General features: G+C 60.8%; 13 protein-coding genes and 1 pseudogene. 3 read left to right on the top strand and 11 right to left on the bottom strand.

Going from position 1 to position 15,027, the window contains the following annotated elements; translation table 11 throughout:
* Positions 1-378: 378 nt before the first annotated feature.
* Positions 379-1,346: pseudogene (locus AC1RME_RS21305) on the bottom strand (alpha/beta hydrolase).
* Positions 1,347-1,356: 10 nt separating this feature from the next.
* Positions 1,357-1,800 (bottom strand): tryptophan-rich sensory protein TspO, encoded by a 444-nt coding sequence (tspO, locus tag AC1RME_RS21300; RefSeq protein ID WP_096820711.1) that lies wholly within the window; start codon positions 1,798-1,800, stop codon positions 1,357-1,359.
* A 189-nt stretch (positions 1,801-1,989) separates the two neighbouring features.
* Here tspO and AC1RME_RS21295 point away from each other — a divergent pair, with 189 nt between their 5' ends.
* Both AC1RME_RS21295 and AC1RME_RS21290 read left to right on the top strand, forming a co-directional pair.
* The gene (locus AC1RME_RS21295) at positions 1,990-2,823 is read left to right on the top strand and encodes an oxidoreductase (protein ID WP_096820593.1); all 834 of its coding nucleotides are present in this window, start codon (positions 1,990-1,992) and stop codon (positions 2,821-2,823) included.
* A gap of 21 nt (positions 2,824-2,844) precedes the next feature.
* A complete protein-coding gene (locus tag AC1RME_RS21290) occupies positions 2,845-3,783 on the top strand; it encodes an AraC family transcriptional regulator (protein ID WP_096820592.1) in 939 nt (312 codons plus the stop codon).
* Here AC1RME_RS21290 and AC1RME_RS21285 read toward each other — a convergent pair.
* The 3 genes from AC1RME_RS21285 to AC1RME_RS21275 are packed head-to-tail and all read right to left on the bottom strand — an operon-like array spanning position 3,780 to position 7,051.
* Positions 3,780-5,789 carry an FUSC family protein gene (locus AC1RME_RS21285; RefSeq protein WP_096820591.1) on the bottom strand — a complete coding sequence of 670 codons (2,010 nt, stop codon included), beginning with the start codon at positions 5,787-5,789 and terminating at the stop codon, positions 3,780-3,782. The two genes, AC1RME_RS21290 and AC1RME_RS21285, sit on opposite strands and share 4 nt — an antisense overlap.
* Positions 5,786-6,838 carry a multidrug transporter subunit MdtN gene (mdtN, locus tag AC1RME_RS21280; protein WP_096820590.1) on the bottom strand — a complete coding sequence of 351 codons (1,053 nt, stop codon included), beginning with the start codon at positions 6,836-6,838 and terminating at the stop codon, positions 5,786-5,788. Before mdtN ends, AC1RME_RS21285 begins: the two co-directional genes overlap by 4 nt.
* 9 nt (positions 6,839-6,847) lie before the next feature.
* Positions 6,848-7,051: a YtcA family lipoprotein gene (locus AC1RME_RS21275; RefSeq protein WP_217993306.1), complete on the bottom strand. Its 204-nt coding sequence runs from the start codon at positions 7,049-7,051 to the stop codon at positions 6,848-6,850.
* A gap of 305 nt (positions 7,052-7,356) precedes the next feature.
* Between AC1RME_RS21275 and AC1RME_RS21270 the strand changes: the two genes are divergently transcribed.
* Positions 7,357-8,622: a PucR family transcriptional regulator gene (locus AC1RME_RS21270; protein WP_096820588.1), complete on the top strand. Its 1,266-nt coding sequence runs from the start codon at positions 7,357-7,359 to the stop codon at positions 8,620-8,622.
* Between the two features lie 3 nt (positions 8,623-8,625).
* Here the strand turns inward: AC1RME_RS21270 and metC are convergent, their stop codons facing one another.
* The 6 genes from metC to AC1RME_RS21240 are packed head-to-tail and all read right to left on the bottom strand — an operon-like array spanning position 8,626 to position 14,980.
* Entirely contained in the window at positions 8,626-11,355 is a 2,730-nt protein-coding gene (metC, locus tag AC1RME_RS21265; protein ID WP_096820587.1) for a cystathionine beta-lyase, read from the bottom strand.
* A gap of 24 nt (positions 11,356-11,379) precedes the next feature.
* The gene (locus AC1RME_RS21260; protein ID WP_096820586.1) at positions 11,380-12,036 is read right to left on the bottom strand and encodes a glutathione S-transferase N-terminal domain-containing protein; all 657 of its coding nucleotides are present in this window, start codon (positions 12,034-12,036) and stop codon (positions 11,380-11,382) included.
* Entirely contained in the window at positions 12,033-12,629 is a 597-nt protein-coding gene (locus tag AC1RME_RS21255; RefSeq protein ID WP_096820585.1) for a cysteine dioxygenase family protein, read from the bottom strand. Before AC1RME_RS21255 ends, AC1RME_RS21260 begins: the two co-directional genes overlap by 4 nt.
* A 15-nt stretch (positions 12,630-12,644) precedes the next feature.
* Positions 12,645-13,481 (bottom strand): amino acid ABC transporter ATP-binding protein, encoded by an 837-nt coding sequence (locus AC1RME_RS21250; protein WP_096820584.1) that lies wholly within the window; start codon positions 13,479-13,481, stop codon positions 12,645-12,647.
* Positions 13,468-14,256 carry an amino acid ABC transporter permease gene (locus AC1RME_RS21245; RefSeq protein ID WP_096820583.1) on the bottom strand — a complete coding sequence of 263 codons (789 nt, stop codon included), beginning with the start codon at positions 14,254-14,256 and terminating at the stop codon, positions 13,468-13,470. The genes AC1RME_RS21250 and AC1RME_RS21245 overlap by 14 nt, the downstream gene beginning before the upstream one ends.
* The gene (locus AC1RME_RS21240; RefSeq protein ID WP_273535787.1) at positions 14,246-14,980 is read right to left on the bottom strand and encodes an amino acid ABC transporter permease; all 735 of its coding nucleotides are present in this window, start codon (positions 14,978-14,980) and stop codon (positions 14,246-14,248) included. The genes AC1RME_RS21245 and AC1RME_RS21240 overlap by 11 nt, the downstream gene beginning before the upstream one ends.
* Between the last annotated feature and the right edge of the window lie 47 nt (positions 14,981-15,027).

Below are 15,027 nucleotides of genomic sequence, written 5' to 3'. Positions count from 1 at the left end.
AGTCGCCTGTTTCGCCGGAGAAACAATGCTAACCGATCAGCAAGCTCGAATAGCACTCAAAGAGCTAATAGAGAAATACCTCAAAGGGGTAGCCCCTGATTATCAGCTCTTAATTGAGTTGATTGAAGACCCATCACAGCCAGTTCCTATCAGGGGAGTATTGGAGGATATTCGACAATATTGCAACGCCCGATACACGCAACAAGAATTGGAACACATTGACGACTGCCTATACATCTTCGGCTGAAGCGGGTTGATGTCAGCACCTGCTTTGAAACTTAATAATTAATTGGCTAATTTTGATAGACGTTATTGGATGGCTGCAATTGGCCGATAGCAGACATTCGTGGCCGCCGAAATCGGCCCTCCATAAAACACTCACCCCTCACCAACCCGCCCCGCAACCCACTCCCGACTATACCCAACCACCCTCCCCGCCAACCCCAACGGAAAATGAATCACCCCATGCGCCGTCTCCGGCAACAAATGCACTTCCACGTCAGCCGCCCTACCCCAACGCTTAGCCAACTCCAGCGTGTCACCCCTGAGCGGATCCAGCTCCGCCGCAAACATCAGCGCCGGCGGAAATCCGGTGAAGTCGCCATACAACGGAGACAACGGCGCTTGCCGGCGTTCTTCATCGCTCAATCCCGGGGTGAGCATTTGCAGCGCCTCGACCATCCCTGGCCCATCCAGCAGCAAGGTCTCGGGGCCGGCGTTGCGTACGCTGGGGGTTCCGGTCAGGTCGTAGACGCCGTAGTACAGCAGCGCCCCGCGCACCCGTTTGAGCAAGTCCGGCCATTGTTTGAGTTGCAGCAAGGTCGCGGCGGCGAGGTGGCCGCCGGCGGACTCGCCCACGACGATGACGGGCAGGTTCGCAAACTCGTGGCAGTCATCGCTCAGCAGCCAGCGAGCCGCCGTGAGGCAGTCCTGCATGACGCCTTCGATCGGCGTCGAGACCACAAGCCGATAATCGACCGAGACCACTGCCACGTCGCAGGCTTTCACCATGCCGATGTTGAGGTGATCGTTCATCTGCGCATTGCCGATGACCCACCGCCGCCATGAAAATCCAGCACCACGCCTTTGGCCTTTGTCTTTGGCCGAATGATCCGCACCGGCACCGAAGCGCCGTCGACGCCCACCACTTTGCGTTCTGCCTTGAGCCCGTGCTTGAGCAACTTTCTCGCGCCGCCCAATTGGCTGAGGCGCAACAGCAACTGAATCGCCCGTGGCGTGATGCGATTACGGATGCGAAAGCGCGGCAGCCGGGCAAGCTTCTTGTTGAACGCGCGCAATTGCGCCAACTCGTTATCGTCTGCGGGCCAGTCCATTGATGTCTTCATTTCGTCCTATTTATTCGCGGTTGTTGCGCAGAATGGAAAAATTCAACGCCGCCGCGACACACAGCCATGCCAGATAAGGGAACAGAATCAAACCGGTAATCACATCCAGGCGCAATGCCAACACCACCATCGCCGCTACCACCAGCCACAGCAGCGTGATGATCAGCATGCCGGCGAAAATACGATGTGCGCTGAAGAATACCGGTGTCCACAAGGTGTTCAATGCAATTTGCGCCGCCCACAAGGCAAGTACCGTTTCGCTGCCAGGCGTCAGAGTCAGACGATAACCGACCCACGCGAGCAAAAGGTAGATCGTTGTCCAGGCAACGGGAAACACCCAGTTAGGTGGTGTGAAGCGTGGTTTGACCAACGATTCGTACCATGGGCCCGGTTGGAAAATCATCCCGGTGCTCGCTGCCGCACCGCAGGCCAACAGGAAAATTAGAAAGGTCATCGTCTGTCCTTGGCTGATATCAGCACGTTGGGTCTGTTCCTGCTTGGATGCCCGGAGCCATGCAAAAAGTTCATCGGGCGTTATCTCGCCTCGTTGATAGGAATAGGCAATGCTCAAAGACAAACCGACATAGGTGAGCGTTTCTTCGATGGATACCATGAGCTGAAACCCCATTCACCGGAGCCCGTCATGACCACCACCAAGACCCTTTTCATTACCGGCGTCAGCAGCGGCTTCGGCCACGCGCTGGCCAAGGAAGCGCTCGCGGCCGGCCACCGTGTCATCGGGACCGTGCGCAAGGAAGCCGACTTGCACGCCTTTCAGTCGCTCTCCGTGGATAACGCCTACGGGGTGATGCTGGATGTCACGGACTTCGAGCGGATCGATGGCGTCATCGCGCAGGTTGAAGCCACGCATGGCCCGGTCGATGTGTTGATCAACAACGCGGGGTACGGCCATGAAGGCATCTTCGAAGAGTCGCCTCTGGAAGACATGCGCCGCCAGTTCGACGTGAACGTGTTCGGCGCCGTTGCCGTGATCAAGGCGTTCCTGCCCTTCTTTCGCAAACGGCGTGCGGGCCACATCATCAATATCACCTCGATGGGCGGCACGATCACGATGCCGGGCATCGCCTACTACTGCGGCAGCAAGTTTGCGCTCGAAGGCATCTCCGATACGCTGAGCAAGGAGCTGGCGCCCTTCAATATCTTTGTGACTGCCGTCGCGCCGGGTTCATTTCGAACGGACTGGGCCGGTCGCTCGATGCAGCGCACGCCGCGCAGCATTGCCGACTATGACGCCAGTTTCGACCCGGTGCGCAAGGCGCGAGAAGAAAAGAGCGGCAAGCAGCTCGGTGATCCGCAAAAAGCCGCCCAGGCGATGTTGCAGATCATCGTCAGCCCGACACCACCGGCGCACGTGCTCCTGGGCAGTGACGCGTTGCGCCTGGTGCGCGAAAAGCTCAAACACGCCGCCAGCGAGATCGATCAGTGGGAAGCGTTGACTCGCTCCACCGACCATTGAGTGGCTAATAGAGAGAACGCAATGAAGCAGGCCGACGCAGGCACCTCGCGCATGGTGCAGCTCATGGAAACCCTCGCACCGGTCGAGGGTTATAACCTCAGTACGCTTGAAGGCGTGCGTTTCCTGCGCTCGAACCAGCCACTGACCCGCACACCGGTGCTGTACGACCCGGGCATCGTGATCCTCTGTCAGGGCCAGAAACGCGGCTATCTGGGCGATGACGTCTACGTTTACGACGCCCAGCATTATCTGGTGGTGTCCGTGCCGATCCCCTTCACCATGGAAACCGATGCCACCGAGGCCGAGCCGATGCTCGCGATCTACATGCACCTCGATTTCCAGGTGGCCAGCGAGTTGATGCAGCAGGTGGATGACCTTCACGGCCCAAGCGATGCGCAGCCCAAGGGCATGTACGCTTCGCCGATGGACGACAGGCTCCGCACTTCGACGTTGCGTTTTCTTGAAGCGATGAGCATTCCGGGCGAAGCGCAGATTTTGGGGCCATCGCTGCTGCGGGAAATCTACTACCGCATTCTGACGGGTGAACAAGGCGGCTCGATGCGTGCCGCACTCAATAGACAGGGGCATTTCGGCAAGGTCACTCGAGCAATCCGCAAAATCCACAGTTGCTACCAAGAGCGCCTGGACGTCGAGCAACTCGCCCACGAAGCCAGTATGAGCGTGCCGAATTTTCACCTGCACTTTCGCAGCGTGACGGACACCTCTCCGATGCAATATCTGAAGTCGACACGTCTGCACCAGGCGCGACTGCTAATGCTGCGCAATGCCATGACCGCTTCGGCAGCGGCGTTCAACGTGGGTTATGAAAGCGCCTCGCAATTCAGTCGCGAGTTCAAACGCTTTTTTGGCAGAACACCGCAGGCGGAGATCGAGTGGATGAAGGCGACTTACGCGTTGCCTGCCCCGACTACGCCCTCGGAGTATGTTTCGTCGCATTAACTGGCGGGCAGGTTTTCCACGCTCGCCAGCAACTGTAGAAAACGCGCTTTTAATTCATCGTCCGCCAGCCTTGCGGTGGCGTATTCCCGCAAGCGTTCCAACTCCCCGCTCGCAACCGCAAAGCCCTGCTGACCTTTCAGTTGTTGCGCGTAGTCACCCAGCACGGCCGCCGTTTCGTTGCACAGTTCAAGTGATGCGAGCCAGGCCTCGCCTTGCGACTGACCGTGAGTCAACTCCACCTGTAACGCATCGATTGCCATAGCGATAGTGCGAAGCCGTACCAGCAGTTCCTGCATACGAAAAACCAGCACTTCCTGATGACTCTCGGCGACCTGCCATCCTGGCTCCAGCGCCACTCGGGCCACCATCGCCTGGCAATCGGCCAACTCACTCCACACCCGTAAATCACGGGGCGCCTCGTCGGCTGTTCGTCTGGTTTTCAGCGAGTCCGCGAGCCGGCCAACCAGCGTCGCCAATCGCTGACGCAGCGTTTCACCCTCTGCCTCGGGCCACAGAAACGCGTGAATCAACAGGGAGATCCCGACACCCAATAGCACACCGATGATGCGATCACGAATCTCGGTCAGGTTGGTGCTGGGCTCGAATTGCTCCAGCAACGCCAACGCGAAAGTGAACACGATCTGCACACCGGCATAGCTGATTCGCTCGGAGCCGGCGGCTATCCAGGAACCCAGTGCAATCACCGGCAATGACATGAACAACAGGCCGACGATCCCGTCGATGTGCGGAACCACCAGAATCACCATGGCCAGCGCCAGAGCACTGCCCACCAGCGCGCCGCCTACGCGCAACGTCGCACGCATCCCGGTCGCGCCGAGGCTGGGTTGAGCGACGATCAGGCAGGTCAGCATGATGGTGTGGATGCCTTGCCAGTCCGTGCCCATGTAGAACAGGTAGCAAAGCGACGCCGCCAGCAGCGTCTTGACGGCAAACTGCGTGTACACAGGGTTTTCAAAGGCATCCGGCACCCACATCGGCGGCCCCTTCGCCTTGGTTTCCGGGGTGCTGTCAGCCGCCTGCACATTGAGAAAAGACAACAACTCCAGACGCATTTCCTCGTACACGCCGGGCAAACCGGTCGTATCGATCTGATCAAGAGCAGACAATCCTTCAGGCACTTGACCCGTATCCAAAGAAGCCTCCAGATCAAGCACGGCCTGACGCAACAACTCGGAGGCCCGGGCATTGGCTGTGGGCGGCGGCAGTTGAGCGGCCAGCGTCAACAGCCGGGAAATACTGCTGATGCGTGCCAGATGCGCGGCCTGCTGACTGCGAAAGTCAGCGTCGCGCATGCAGGCGAACCGCAACAATTGTTGCGATGCCAACACGCTGCGCTGAATCGCGGCGGCACCCAGCGCCGCCCCGCTCTGCTCGCCACTCAGACACCGGGCAACCGTGAGCAACTGGGAGCTCAGATGATTCTGCAATTGCCGGACAGGCTCCGCCGGCAATAGCAACGTGTTGACCAACAACGTCAGGCCGATGGCGTAACTGACCGCCACCCACACCCAAAGCACCAGACGCAAAACGGCCTCGGCCTGATCGGTCAGGTCGACGAAGGTCTGGGCATAGATCACCACAATGCCGACCACGAAAAACACCACGCCGATCCGGGTCACACGAATCAGATACGCACTGCAGAAAAACAGCACGCTCGCCCCCAGAATTCTCAGAAGCGGGTATCCGTAGGTGAACTTCAGAAGCAGGATGGTCAAGCCGATGGCCAGTGTCGCGCCAACCAGAAACAGCATCCCGACCATGCGGGTCAGCACCACATTGGTCTGCGTCACGTAGAAGACCACGATCAACGATAGCGCCAACAACGGAACCTGCAGGGTCATCGAAATGATGATCACCAGCGCACTGCCCAGCAGCGTGCGCAGCAACAGGTTCACACGGCCAGGGTACGGCTGAAGTTCATCGACCAGAAACCGATACAGGCGCTCCAGGCTGCCCCTGTTCCTGTCTTCCGCCGAGCGTTTCATTGACCGGTCTTGGCCGGTTCGTCAGGGCGCAGTACCGCGACGGCAGAGGCGCCGATGCGAAACAGCTCGGGGTCGGGGTCTTGCACCGAGATCTTCACCGGAAAGCGTTGCGAAACCCTGACCCAGTTGATGGTGCGCTGGACGCGCGGCAGGCCTTCGATGACGGTTCCGCCGTCATCCGGCAGCACACCGAAACTGAGCGAATCCACCCGGCCCTGAAACCGTTTACCGGTGTCGCCCAACAGATAAAGCGTGGCGGACGTGCCAGCCTTGATGCCCTTCAGATCGGTCTCGCGAAAATTCGCCACCACGTACCAGTGGCGCGTATCGATCAGCGTGAAAATCGGTTTGTAGGCCGAGGCGAACTGGCCGACCGTGGTGCGCAAGGACGCGATACGCCCGTCGAAAGGTGCTCGCACCTCGGTGAACTCCAGGCTCAGTTCGGCCAGGGAAATCTGCGCTTCGACCTCGGCCCGCTGCGCCACCAGCGCATCCACACCACTGACGGCAGCCCCGGCTCGTTGCGCCTGCAATCGGGAGGCGTTGAGTTCGGCAGCCGTCGAACGCTGGGCCGTTCGCGCCTGATCCACCGCTTCCACGGACACATAACCCTTGGCGAGCAACTTCTCCAGACGCTGAAGGGTGTCGTTGGACTGCGTGGCCTGCGCCCGGGCCCGCTCGACCGACGCCACAGCCGATGCCGCCTCGTATTGTTGGGCGTTCACACTGCGCTGGGTCAAACCGATCTGATGATTCAGCGTAACCAGCCGCGCCCTGGCCTGATCCAGCGCATCCTGATACGGACGTGCATCGATGCGGATCAACAGATCGCCCTGCTTGACCAACTGGTTGTCGCGCACCGGCATCTCGACGATCCGGCCGTTCACTTCCGGAACGACATCGATGGTGTCGGCGTACACATAGGCATCATCGGTACTCGGCCGGGTTTCGGTTTGCCAGAGCACATAACCCAGCACCAGAAAAGCGGCCAGAACGATCAGCAGCGCCGGCACACGGCTTGAATGCGTTTTTTCGGTGGTTTTATTCATGGCGGGCATTCATCCGTGGAAGACGACGAGCCACAACAGCATCGCCAGGAGTCCGGTCAGCGCCGGGTAACTCAGTGCCAGAGGAGAAATGTGTTCGCGCAGCGAATATCTGCCCAGTATCACGTGGATCGCCGTGGTCGCCAGAACGCCGCCGACAATGCAGAACAGCCAGTCAGGAAAAGCCGCACCGAACAGTACAAGCGAGGGGGACATGGAGCATCCACTGAGCAGTAGAACGACAGGTATCAGTGCCAGCCTGACGGGATTGAATGAAGGCATGCCTACCTCCGCAAGTGACGACTGACGCAAACCGGAACCTCTGGGCAAGGAATTGACCTGCGCACCTTACCGATCCGTCCACGGCCCCGATATTGGAAAAAAACATAACTTCGTTGTGACAGTAAACAACCGGAAAACCGGGCTGAAAGCGTTGTTGAACTGGCTTGGTGAACGTAAGAGTATAGAGCGCGCACAGACACTCGCCGGCGAGTGAAATCGACACTTCCAGGCGCAAAAAGGTGAACACATTGACGCCAATCCCCACCCTCAGCGCTCGACTTGCAACGATCACCCGCGAATTTGCGAACACCCCTTCCCTGCTCACTGCGAAGATCAACAGCCAGCTCAACCGGATGGCGGGCTACAAGGACCTCACGCCAGAAGCCCGCAAGGATCTGGAAAACTCCCTGAGCTACACCGCGCGCCTGTGGTGCGAAACACTGCTGACCGGCGAGGGTTTGTCGCAGGACACGCGTCGTACGCTGAAGGAGATCGGTTGCAGGCGGGTCCATCAGGGCGTGCCCCTGCAATCGCTGATGCGCGGCTTCAGTCTGGGGGTGCGTGAAATCTGGAGCGGCTACCTGGAACTCGCCAGAGACGACGATGCATTAAGCAAAGAGTTGTTGTTGCAGATTTCCGGCTACATGTTCGACTTCTTCGACGATATCGCCGAAGAAGTGGTTCAGGCCTATCTGGAAGAACAGATTCAGAAAGTCCGCTGGCGGGAACATCTGCATCAGCGTCTTTATCACTTCCTGCTGCATTCGCCGCAAGATATCGAGGGATTTGAGGACACTCTGTCGGCACTCGGCCTGGACGCCAGCACGCCCCGCGTGGCGCTCGCGCTGGAACTGCCCTTGCGCCCTGTCCAGCCGTTGCAGCGCGAAGACGAATTCGACCGCCTGACCCTGCAGGTTTCCCGGCACCTGAAGATTCCCGTCAAGGAACTGATCCGCGTCTGGTACCGCGACAAACTGGTGATCTGGCTGCCGGGCATCAAAGGCGAAACCCTGACCCAATGCGACCAGCGAATGGCCGAAAGCGCTGCGTCACTGCCCGCGCTCCTGCCCCAACTGCGCGGCGTGGGTATCGGTCTGTTGAATCAAGGTATCGCCGGCTGGATCAGCACGGCAGAAGAAGCGATCAAGGCGATCGACCTCTTCCCTTTCAACGGGGCCGAACAACTCGTCAGACGCTATTCCAGCGTGCTGATCGAAGACAGCGTGCGCAGCAACGACAACACCCTCAGGTACCTGATTTCGCTCATCGAGCAACTCAGCCATGAGCCCGACCTCCTGCTGACGCTGGAGGCGTTCTTCTCAAGTGGCCGTCACCGCGCCCAGACCGCCAAAACCCTCGGCATCCACCCGAACACCCTCAATTACCGGACGGGGCGCATCGAGAACCTGCTGGGCGCGGATCTCAATGACATCAACTGGGTGAGCCGACTGGATACGGCGCTGAAGTTGCGCCGGTTCTCGATCAGCAAGGTGCGCGAGGACTAGCGTTCACGACAGGCGTGCAAACCCGCGCTGCAGATCCTCGATCAACGCCTCGACATCCTCCAGCCCGATGTGCAGCCGCAACACTGAACCTGCGCCACGACTGTCCAGCGCATCGGTCACCGTGATCAGGCTCTCGTACCCGCCCCACGACGCGCCCAGCCCGAACAGTTGCAGCGAATCGATGAATCGCTCCAATTGATCAGCCCCGGCGTGATGCAGCTCGAACGACAACAGCCCGTTGCTCCCGGTGAAATCCCGTTGCCACAGCGCATGCCCGGGATGTTCGGCCAGTGCTGGATGGAAAACCCGTTTCACCGCCGGGTGCGCCTGCAACCAGTGAGCGATCTCCAGCGCCTGGCGCTCATGAACCTCCAGGCGTGATGCCAGGGTGCGTGCACCGCGCAGCACCAGATACGCGTCGTCGGGGCTGACCGTGACACCCATTGCATCGCTCATGGACGCCAAGGGTTGCCAGACGTCCTCGCGGGTGCAGACGCTGCCCATGACCACGTCGCTGTGGCCGCTCAGGTATTTGGTCAGCGCCATGATGGAAATGTCCGCGCCCAGCGCCAGCGGCCGGTACAGGTAACCCGAGCCCCAGGTGTTGTCCACGGCCAGCAGGATGTTGCGGGGTTGGCAAAGGCTCGCTATCGCCGGCAAGTCGCAGAGTTCGTAGAGCAGCGATCCCGGCACTTCGGTGTAGACCATTCGGGTGTTGGCCTTGAGCAAACCCGGCAGGGTGCTGCCGTCGGCCTGGAAGTAATCGACCTGAATGCCGAACGGTTCCAGAAGCTCAGCGGCCAGTCGCCGCACGGGCGCATAGACCGCTTCGGTAATCAGCAGATGATCGCCGGGGCGCAGATAAGCCAGGAGCGTCTGCGCCACCGCCGCCAGCCCGGTACTGAACAGCCGCGTGCGATAGCCGCCTTCCAGTTCCGTGACCAGGTCCTCAAGGGCAAACGCCGTGGGATTGCCCCGGGCGCCGTAGCTCAAGACACGTTCAGTGTCGCGACGCTGACGGGCGTCACGCATCTGCGCCAGGTTGTCGAACAACACGGTGCTCAGGCGGGTGACCGGGACATTGACCGAGCGTGCGCCGCTGCCGTCTTCGGTGCGGGCCGAATGAATCAGCCGAGTGCGTACCCGTGCATCGCCCGGTGTTTTCAGCGGCTTGAGGCTGGCAATTTCCTCGCGACTCATCTGCGCCAGCAGGCCGATTTCCCAGGCCAGGTATTGCCGTGCCGCGTCCTTGTTCCCGGAATGACGGTCATGGGTGAAAAACAGGAAGTCGATGCAATCCTGATCTGCCGGACTGCTGCCCTCCTCCTGCACCGCGCCGCCCGCCGCTTGCCACGCCGACAGTCCGCCGTCCAGCAAGCGCACGCCAGCGCGTTGAACCGCAGGCAATTCCAGAGCGGCGATGGACGCCAGCGCCGGATCATCCGCCAATAACACCAACGGCCTTGTCTCCCCGGCCACGGCATCGGCGAGCAACGGGCGGATCGACCAGCGCGAACCCGCCACATGCCCCTTGCGATAGTCCATGCTCGGGCGCAGATCCACCAGCACGACCGCCTCGTCCTTGAGTGCGTCGGCCAGAGCCCGGGCCGTGATCAGAGGCAATGCGGCGGGCTTATCGACGCCCGTGCCGGACAACGCCAGGCCACTGCCTGTCCCACCTGCCAGCACATAAGCCTCATGTCCCAATTGCCGCAGCCAACTGGCAACGATCGGCGCGCGCACGCCGTCGCTGTCGAATAGCACCACCCGCGCCCGGCGCACGCCAATGTACAAATCGGTGGATTGAACGAGCTGCCCACCCGGCGTGTGCTGCGCCCCCGGCAGACTGTCCTCGGCAAATTCCTCGGCCGTGCGCACATCACACAGGAACAGACTGCGCCCTGCGTCATCGGCCCAACGCCGGACTTCGTCAGCCGCTACGGTTTTCACTCCGGCCTTATCCGCCAGCCGGGCGGCCGCCAGACGCCGGGCTTCCAGCCCCTTGGCGGACACTTCATCGGCATAGCGCCGGGCACTGCCGTGCTCCAGTCGAAAGTCCTCCAGATACCAGCCCTGAGTACCGTTTTCCAACGCGTAGACCGGGTTCTTCAGCCCCAGATTGATCAGCGTCTGGGCGCCGATAATGCTGCGGGTTCGCCCGGCGCAGTTGACCACGATCGGCGTGCTGTCGTCCGGAATCAGGTCATGGATGCGATAGCCCAGTTCCCCGTTCGGGCAGCAGATGGCACCGGGGATGGTCATCTTGCGGTATTCCTCGAACGGCCGACCGTCGAGCATCACCAGCGGCACGCCCCGGGCCTGCCATTCGGCCAGTTGCTGCGCCGTGACATGCGGCGTGTGACTGGCCTCCTCGACCAATTCACCGAACGCCTTGGACGGCACGTGTACGCCGGCGAACAGCTGATAACCTGCTGCTTCCCAGCCGTCGGCGCCCCCGGCGAGCCAGTGCACGTTGTCATAGCCCAACCCCTGCAGCACCTGCATACAACGGGTCGCCAGACTACCGCCATCCTGGTCGTAGATCACCAGCCGAACACGCGGATTCGGCGCCAGGCGCGCCGCCTCGAGTTCCAGTCGACTGAAGGGCAGATTCACCCCGAAAAACAGATGTGCTTCGCCATACTGGCCGTGCTCGCGCACATCAAACAGGGCAATTTCCTGCCCGTCGAACAGCCATTGCTGCAACTGCTGCGGGGATACGGTCTGGCTCATGGAGGTTCCGCTTTTAAAGATGATTTATTGAAGCGCCAGAGAGCGCTCGTTGACCGCGATGTCCCGGCCCTTGGCATAGGCGCGCTGGATGGCCGGACGCTGTTTGATTCGCTCGCGCCAGGCACTGATCTGCGGAAAATGCGCCAGGTCCTGGCCCTGACGCAGCGGCTGAATCCACGGAAAGATCGCCATGTCGGCGACGGAATACTCCCCCGCCACATACGGCACTTCAGACAACCGCGTCTCCAGCACGCCATACAGTCGCGTCGCTTCACCGCTGAGCAGGTCGAGGGCAAACGGCTGCGGTTGTGGCGCCTTTTCCTTAAACAGCTGCAACTGGCTCAGGTACGGCGTGACATGCCCCACTTGCCAGAACAGCCACTCCTGAACTTTCTGTCGTTCGACGGTGCCCGGCGGCGGCAGGAATTGCCCGGCCTTGTCAGCCAGGTAGTTGAGGATCGCGCCGGACTCAAACAGGCTCAGTGGCTCGTCCAGACCATGAGGCGCGTGATCGACAATCGCCGGAATCCGCCCATTGGCGCTGATACGCTGGAACGCCGGCCACTTCTGCTCACCCTCGCGGATATTGACCGGCAGCACGCGGTACTCCAGCCCGAGCTCTTCCAGAAGAATGGCGATTTTCAGGCCATTGCCAGTCGGCCAGTAATACAGGTCGATCATGCGTAGGCCTTGATCGACGGGGCCATTTGCGAGGCGTTGTAATTGAGAATGCGCCCGTCCGCCTCGACGCCGTAGCGACCGTTGAGGGACTCCAGCGGCAAACCGTAGAGGTGGAAATGCAGGGTCGGCTGGTCGCCGTCGACACGGATGCCGTGCAGGTCCTCACCCAGGAACGAGATCGAGGTACCGGGCTGCACGATGACTTCCCGTTCCAGATGCAAGGTGGTGAAACCCGGCTCGCGGCCCTCGTCGCTGCGGGCGTAGACGTAATTGATTTCCTGGCCCTCGATGGCACTGATGATCGCCCAGGTTTCATGGTTGTGGGGGATGGTGCTTTTACCCGGCAGCAGCGAGTTGAGGTACAGCGTCGGCGTGTCGCCATCGTCGTTGAGACGGTAGCGGAATGCGGAGCTGCCCTGCCCCGGCACCGGTGCGGGAAATTCGTCGAAATTGAACAGATCGCGGCGCTCGGCAAGCGCTTCGAGCAACGTCACGATCTCCTTCAGCGCAGTGCGGTCGACGCCCCGTTGATGGATGACGCGGACTTTCTTCAGGAAGTCCTCGATGACGTCGGCGCGGTTCACGGTACTCATGGATATCTCCTCGGTTCAGACGGACAGGCTGTAACGGCTCAGATTGCTCAGCAGGTAGGGATCGTTGGCGAGCGCCGGGCGACGACCCGGATCGCCCAAGGCATGCCGCAAAAAGGTCTGGGTGCGTTCACTAACGGGGTTCTGGAAGATCTGCTCGGCACTGCCGTGCTCGACGATGACGCCGTTCTCGGTGAAATAGACGACGTCGCTGATTTCTTCGGCGAAACGCATTTCATGAGTCACCAATACGCAGGTCATGCCCTCCTCGGTCAGTTCGCGAATCACCGTCAACACTTCGCCGACCGTTTCCGGGTCGAGGGCCGAAGTCACTTCATCGAACAGAATCAGCTCCGGGCGCATCGCCAATGCCCGGGCAATCGCCACGCGCTGTTGCTGGCCGCCGGACAACTGCCCGGGATGGGCATCGGCCTTGTGCTCCAGACGCACTTTGGCCAGCAATGCGCGTGCGTCCTTTTCGGCGTCGACCCGGTTGCGGCCCAGCACCTTGCGCGGCGCCACGACCAGGTTCTCCAGCACCGACAGATGCGGGAACAGGTTGTACTGCTGAAACACAAACCCCACGCGCTTGCGCAACTCGATGCGCTGGGTTTCCTGCGTCAGCGTGTGCACCTCGGTCGAGCCGACACGGATGCTGCCACGCTGGGGCTGCAACAGGCCGGTGATGCAGCGCAGGATGGTCGACTTGCCGGAGCCGGACGGGCCGATGATCGACACCGCCTGACCGCGATGCACGTCCAGGTCGATGCCCTTGAGCACCGGGTTGCCGCTGAACGACAGGTGCAAATCCCGCAGGCTGACCAGCGGCTCGCCGACGGTTTCAATAGAAGGCATAACGTCGCTCCAGGCGTCGGGTGAGTCGGGAAATCGGGTAGCAATAGGCGAAGAACAACACCAGCAGGCTCAGGTAAATCACCACGGTAAACCCGGTCATGTTCACGGTGTTGCTGGCGATCTGCGCGGTGTCGATGACGTCATGCACGCCCACCAGCGAAGCCAGCGCCGTGCCCATGGTGATCACCGCGTACAGGTTCATCCACGGCGGCAGCATGCGTTTGAAGCACTGCGGCAGGATGATCGAGCGGAAAATCTGTCCACGGGTGAACGCCAGTGAGCGCGCCGCCTCCCATTGGGTGGCCGGGATCGATGCCACGGCCCCGCGGAAGATTTCCGCGATGTTGGCGCTGGCCGGCAGCGCGAGACCGATGGTGACCTTGACCCAGTCCGGAAACGGCAGGTAAACGCCGGCGACGTGAATCTCGAACGGGAACACATAAGTGGTGAAATAGATCAGCACCAGCCACGGCGCATTACGGAACACCTGCACCCAGATCTGCGCCGGCAGACGCGTCAAGCGCAACGGTGACAGGGCCAGCGCGCCCACCAACAACCCCAGCAGCGACCCCAGCGCGATGGCGACCAGGCTGATCAGAATATTCCGGGCGAACCCCGCAGCCAGCGCCGGCGACCACTGCACCAAGGCCTTGAACACCGGGCTCTGCGCACCGAAATACAGCAACGCCAAACCCAGGAAAATCAGCGCCAACAGCTTGCCGAGGTGCTTGCGCGGCAAGGTCGTCATCACGCTGACGGACGATTCAATGGCCATAACCGGGCATCCTCAGGCGCGCTTCCAGGTAGCGCCCCACGCAATTGACGATAAAACTCAGCAGGCCGAAAAAGCTCAGGATCAGGATCATCAACTCCAGCACGTTGTCGCTCTGGGTCCAGATCATGATCGCCGCGTAGGTGATGTCGCCCACGGCGATGGCCGAGGCCACGGCGGTCATCTTCACCAGATCGATCAGGTTGTTGATCAGCGATGGCAGGGCAAAACGCAGGGCCAGCGGCAACTGCACATTCCACAGCAACTGCCGACTGCTGAAGGCCAGTGAGCTGGCCGCTTCCAGCGTCACGGTCGGCACCGCTTCGATGCCGGCACGCAGCGCTTCGGCATGAAACGCCCCCTTGTGCAGGGAAATCACGATCACCACCCAGGCAAATGGCGTCAGCGGATTCGCCGCACCGACGGCCTGGGTCAGCAGCATGTTCAGCACCAGGAAGGCGCAATACAGCTGTACCAGTGTCGGCGTGTTGCGGGTGACTTCGACAAAGATTCGGGCCGGTGTCGCCAGCCAGGGTTTGCCTGACGTGAGCATCGCCGCCAGTCCGACGCCCGCCAGCAAGCTGCCAATGATGGTGAATACGCACAGCAGCACGGTGGTCAGCGCACCTTGCCCGAGGGATCCGCGCTGATAGGCATCGAGAACAAAGCTGTAGTTGAGGCCCAGCCCGGCGGTCCAGTGGACGAAAAGCTCAAGCCAGTGAGTCATGGTTCGCTCCACGTGCGAACGACCTGCTGCACTGACGCGTTGATCAG

It is taken from the genome of Pseudomonas sp. GW822-FHT03F08, from assembly GCF_058801265.1.
This window is presented reverse-complemented; position numbering and strand designations above follow the sequence as displayed.